Consider the following 5,973-nt stretch of genomic DNA (forward strand, 5'->3'; position numbering starts at 1 on the left):
GAAAACTTCAAACAATAGTAAAGCAAAGGAGTGAATGATATAGATTAGTTTGCACTTAAACAGCCACTTAAATCCGTTTTTTGTATTCAAAATAAAATATAAAATGTTTATCTCATTTTTTGGTTATCCTGCCTATCCTTTTTCAATTTCACTCTTTTACATTCCATTGCTTTTTTGTAAATTTGTGGATTGTACTCTCAATTTGCTATCCCAACATAACAATAGAGTTTATTTCAATACCAATTTTGAATTGTGTCCACACTCTGGACACAATTCAAAAAAAGAAGAATTTTTTTAATACGACAGAAGCATAAGTAATTATATGGTAGATAATTTTAACAGTTTATCAATTTCATCAACTGATTTATTCAATGAGTTATCACAACTTATTGAGCAAAGCAAACAACAAGTAGCGGTTCAAGCAAATAGTGCGGTTACTATTTTGTTTTGGCAAGTGGGCAATCGTATCAATCAAGATATACTACAAAACAAACGTGCAGAATATGGAAAACAAATTGTGCCGACAGTGTCGGCACAATTGGAAAACAAATACGGAAGAAATTTTACAGAGAAAAATGTGAGACGAATGCTCCGATTTGCAGAGCAGTTTCCCGATTCTCAAATTGTCGTGCCACTGTCACGACAATTGTCTTGGTCGCATTTTGTGGAGCTATTACCATTAAAAACAATCGAAGCAAAACTATTTTATGCACAAAACGCATCAAATAATTTATTTGGAATCAGAGAATTAAGGAGACAAATTGCTTTAAAAGCTTTCGAAAGAACAAACATTGCTGATGCACAAATCATCGAATCAACGCATATTCCATTCAATACATTCAAAGATCCTTACATTTTAGATTTATTTGGTTTGCAAAACACTTTTTTAGAAAAGGATTTAGAAGATGCTATTTTACACGATTTAGAAACTTTTATACTAGAATTAGGCAAAGGTTTTACGTTTGTAGAACGCCAAAAACGAATGATTATAGATGGCGAAGATTTTAATTTAGATTTGCTTTTCTACCATCGAAAACTAAAACGATTAGTTGCCATAGAATTAAAATTAGGAAAATTCCAAGCCAAACACAAAGGGCAAATGGAGTTATACCTCAAATGGTTGGACAAATACGAAAAACAAGAAGGTGAAAATACACCAATAGGATTAATACTTTGTGCCGAAAGCAGCCGAGAACAAATTGAGCTACTCGAAATGCACAAAGATGGAATAATGGTTGCCGAATATTGGACAGACTTACCACCAAAAAAGCAATTTGAAGAAAAAATACATTTGCTGGTAGCCGAAGCCAAAGAGAGAATAGAAAGAAAAAAGTTGATGTAGAACAATAAAATTCAACTTTTATACAAAATTGATTTATTAATTTGCGATATGAAAATTTTAATCATTGAAGACGAAATAGAAATTGCAACAAACATAAAAAGTTATCTGAAATCGAATGATATTCATTGCGAAGCCGCAAATAATTGTCAAACAGCTTTAGATAAAATAATGATGTATGATTATGATTGTGTTCTATTAGATTTGATGCTTCCAGATGGAGACGGCTTTACTATTTTGAAAGAATTGAAAAGTCAAAACAAAACAGATGGTGTGATTATAATTTCGGCAAAAGAAACATTAGAAACAAAAATTGAAGGTTTCAATTTAGGTGCAGATGATTATTTAACTAAACCTTTTCATCTTTCAGAGTTATTAGTAAGAATTCAATCATTAGTACGAAGAAAAAACTTTAACGGCAGTAATATAATAGTGTTTAACGAAATAGAAATAGACACATTAGCAAAAGTGGTTAAAATTGAAAATAAAAAAATAGATTGTACTAAAAAAGAGATTGATTTATTATTATTCTTGATTGGTAATAAAAACAAAGTACTGTCTAAAAGTGCTATTGCAGAGCATCTTTCTGGAGATATGGCGGATATGTTAGATAATCACGATTTTGTGTATGCACACATCAAAAATTTAAAGAAAAAGTTAAACGATGCAGGAAGTTATGACTATATAAAATCAGTTTACGGAATAGGTTACAAATGGGAAAATGACTAAAAAACTACTTCAAAAAACAATAAATTATTATTTCATCTACGCGGTCGTAATATTGATTGCGATTGGACCAATATTTTATTTTGTGTCTAATATTTTATATATTGATGATGCTAATGAGGATTTATATGCAATAAAAAAACAGTTCGATAAATTCACAAAAGATGATTTAAAAATAAAAGATATATCTATTTGGAATACGTTTAATCGAGATGTAAATCTTCAAAAATTTAACGGACAGCTTAAAGATAGTTTATTTGAGCATAGTTATTACGATGCACTAAATAAAGAGAACGAACCGTTTAGAGTACTTAATTCTCCTGTAAAAATTGAAAACAAATGGTACACTTTTTCAGCTAAAATTAATATGGTAGAAAAGGAAAATCTAATAGGAAGCACAGTAATACTTTTTATTTCATTATTACTATTACTGTTAATAGGATTTTTCATAATAACCAAGATGATTTCTAAAAAATTATGGCAACCATTTTACGTGGCACTGGATAAAATGGAACAATTTGAAATTGATAAAACGACTCCTATAAAGCTAATTCATAGTACAACCGAAGAATTTAATCGATTAAATAACGCAATAGATAATTTAATAGATAAAAACAGTAGTATATACCAAAGTCAAAAGGAATTTATAGAAAATGCAGCACACGAGTTGCAAACACCAATTGCTATTTTTAAGGGAAAGATAGAAACATTACTGCAAAGACAAGATGTAACGGAAGGACAATTTGAAATCTTAGATAGTTTAAACGATACTACAACTCGTCTTAATCGATTAAATAAAAATTTATTACTGTTATCAAAAATAGAAAGCAATCAGTTTAAAGTTCCTGAAAATATTGATATAAATAAAGTCATTAACAATCAATTAGACTTTTTTAAAGAACAAGCACTTGCAAAAAAAATAACAGTAAATGTTAAATTAGAACAAAATATTTTAGTTAAATCCAACTTGTTTTTATCTGAAATCCTAATTAGTAATCTACTTTTAAATACAATAAATCATAATAAAGTAAATGGGAGTATCGAAATTATTTTAACTAAAGAAAAACTTTCCGTTTCTAACACTGGCATATTACTACAATCTCTTGAAACAGGTAAATTATTTGAACGCTTTTCTAAAGTAAATCCATCTTCAAAAGGTAATGGGTTGGGTTTATCAATAATCAAAAAAATAGCAGAGAATAATAATTGGGGAGTTTTTTATAAATATAAAAATAAACTTCACATTTTTGAAATCCATTTTTAAAATTCAATATTTCTTCTAATTCTATTCGCAATTTTGTCTAATAAATAGTAATTATTTAAAAGATAAAAATCAAAAAGATGAAAGTAAGAACAAGTACATTGGTTATATTTCTAGTGTTTTCAATTTCTAACATATTTGGACAGAATAAAACGGTAACAATATCAGGAATTACAAGAGATAAAGTGAAACAAACGGCGTTATCATTTGTTAATGTGGCTTTAAAAACAACCAAAGACAATCTTTTTGTTACAGGTACAATTTCCAACGAAGAAGGACGATTTTTGTTCACAAATATTGCAACAGGAAATTATTATTTAGAATTCACTTTTTTGGGTTACAAAACAAAAAAACAAGTTATTTATGTTGGTTCATTATCAGAATTTTTAGATCAAGGTACAATTGAATTAGAGGAAGACACAACAACTTTAGAAGAAGTAAAAATTGTTTCAAAACTTGATTTGATAAATCAAAAAATGGATAAAAAAACCTTTTCGGTTGCAGATAACATTAGTCAAAGTGGAGGTTCAGTATTGCAAACAATGCAAAATTTGCCGGGTGTTACAGTTCAAGATGGAAAAGTTCAAATTAGAGGTAATGATAAAGTAACAGTTCTTGTTGATGGAAAACAAACAGCATTAACAGGTTTTGGAAATCAATCGGGTTTAGACAATATTCCAGCTTCAGCAATAGAAAAAATAGAAATCATTAATAATCCTTCTGCAAAGTATGATGCTAATGGGAATGCGGGAATTATTAATATCATTTACAAAAAAAACAAAAAAGAAGGATTTAATGGTAAAGTTGGTTTTACTTCTGGACTAGGAGCTTTATGGGAAAGAAAGCAGAATTTACAAACTATTAGACCTCAATACTCATTAACTCCAAAAGTCAATCCTACACTATCTCTAAATTATCGCAAAAGCAAAATAAATGCTTTTTTTCAAGGAGATTATTTATACACAGAAACATTGAATAAAAATGAATTTGTAACACGAACATATAATGATGGAACTATTATTAATCAACAAACAAAAAGAAATAGAAACACTCATTTTACCACAATAAAATCTGGCGTTGATTGGAATATTAACGAACAAAATATACTTACAGTTTCGGGTTTATTTGGAACTGAAAAAATTATTGATAATGGTGACCAGCCTTTTTTTAATGCAAATTATTCTGAACGATTGCGACTTTGGCAATTCCTCGAAGATGAATTAAAAACAACTGCAATGGCTACTGCATCTTATCAGCATAAGTATAAAGAGGCGGGGCATATTTTAAATATGGGGTTCAATTATACCTTTCATAGAGAAGATGAGAAGTATTTTTTTGATAACATTTTGCCTACTTCAACCAGTAAAGATGCGTTTAAATTATTATCAGATGAAAAAGTAGCAGATTTCAATATAGATTACATAAAACCTTTAAAATACGGAAGAATTGAAACAGGTTTTAAATTTCGCAACCGAGTTATTCCAACTAATATGCAGTTCTTTCCTGGAACTAATTCACCTTTAGATAGTGGAGCTGGAGGACAAGCAACTTACAAAGAAATTATTCCTGCTATTTATGGAAATTATATATATGAAAATAATAAAATAGAAGCAGAAGTTGGCTTACGTATAGAATATGTCGATTTGCAATACAAAGTAAACCCAAATCATAATACGTATAAAAGTGATGGGTACAATTACACACAACCTTTCCCAAATATTCGATTAGCATATAAAATTAATGATAATAATAAACTATCCTTATTTTATAATCGTAGAGTTGATAGACCAAATGAAGTAGATATTAGAATTTTCCCAAAGTATGACGATGCCGAAATTATCAAAGTCGGCAATCCTGCGCTTCGCCCACAATTTACTAATGTATTAGAGTTAGGATATAAAATTAATTTAGAAAAAGGATATTTTTATTCAGCACTATATCATCGTTTTGCAGATGCAACTATAACAAGAATTTCATCATCTGTTCCTAACAATAATTTAATTTACGCCATTTTTCAAAATGTAAACAAAAGTTATAATACTGGTGTTGAAATGATTGTTTCTCAAGATATTGCAAAATGGTATTCGTTCAATTTAAATTTAAATGGGTATAGAAATCAAATAAATGCGTTTACAGTTCAAAATTTATATCCAGTTCCTAATACTTTTTCAGCAGAAAAACAAACTGCATTCTCGGGCAATATAAAGTGGAATAATACTTTACACTTATCAAAAAAAGTTGATGCACAACTAACAAGCATTTATTTAGCCCCAGATATTATTCCGCAAGGAAAAATAAAATCTCGATTTTCAATTGATTTTGGTTTGAAAAAAACTATTCAAAATGGTAAAGGTGAATTCTTTTTAAACGCAACCGATATTTTCAACACTTTGGTAATCAAAAAAGAAATTCAAGGTCAAACATTCAGTTATAATAGTGCAGATTATAATGAGACACAAGTGGTTAGATTAGGTTATAGTTATAAATTCTAAACTAACTTGTTAATTCTGACAATTAATTCTGCTTTAATCCAAAATTCAATATTTCTTCTAAATTGGTTTACATCTTTGACTATTATTAATTTAAAAATAAATAGCAATGAAAAAATCAGTAATGATGATAGCTTTAATTATGTTCTCATTTGCAT

Annotated in this window: 4 protein-coding genes; all 4 read left to right on the forward strand. The window is 28.6% G+C overall.

Annotated elements, in window-relative coordinates:
- The first annotated feature begins 322 nt into the window (after positions 1–322).
- Positions 323–1,342 (forward strand): YhcG family protein, encoded by a 1,020-nt coding sequence (locus ACHZC3_RS00730; protein WP_394757966.1) that lies wholly within the window; start codon positions 323–325, stop codon positions 1,340–1,342.
- A gap of 48 nt (positions 1,343–1,390) precedes the next feature.
- Positions 1,391–2,068 carry a response regulator transcription factor gene (locus tag ACHZC3_RS00735; protein WP_394757967.1) on the forward strand — a complete coding sequence of 226 codons (678 nt, stop codon included), beginning with the start codon at positions 1,391–1,393 and terminating at the stop codon, positions 2,066–2,068.
- Positions 2,061–3,329 (forward strand): sensor histidine kinase, encoded by a 1,269-nt coding sequence (locus ACHZC3_RS00740; RefSeq protein WP_394757969.1) that lies wholly within the window; start codon positions 2,061–2,063, stop codon positions 3,327–3,329. The genes ACHZC3_RS00735 and ACHZC3_RS00740 overlap by 8 nt, the downstream gene beginning before the upstream one ends.
- Before the next feature lie 77 nt (positions 3,330–3,406).
- Complete coding sequence (locus tag ACHZC3_RS00745) at positions 3,407–5,818, forward strand: TonB-dependent receptor domain-containing protein (RefSeq protein ID WP_394757970.1); 2,412 nt, start codon at positions 3,407–3,409, stop codon at positions 5,816–5,818.
- Positions 5,819–5,973 lie beyond the last annotated feature (155 nt).

This window comes from Flavobacterium sp., assembly GCF_043720215.1.
Classification (GTDB): domain Bacteria; phylum Bacteroidota; class Bacteroidia; order Flavobacteriales; family Flavobacteriaceae; genus Flavobacterium.

Bases quoted from the DNA above. Each gene is read 5' to 3' on its own strand.
- ACHZC3_RS00730 (WP_394757966.1), top strand. From the start codon at position 323: ATGGTAGATAATTTTAACAGTTTATCAATTTCATCAACTGATTTATTC.
- ACHZC3_RS00735 (WP_394757967.1), top strand. From the start codon at position 1,391: ATGAAAATTTTAATCATTGAAGACGAAATAGAAATTGCAACAAACATA.
- ACHZC3_RS00740 (WP_394757969.1), top strand. From the start codon at position 2,061: ATGACTAAAAAACTACTTCAAAAAACAATAAATTATTATTTCATCTAC.
- ACHZC3_RS00745 (WP_394757970.1), top strand. From the start codon at position 3,407: ATGAAAGTAAGAACAAGTACATTGGTTATATTTCTAGTGTTTTCAATT.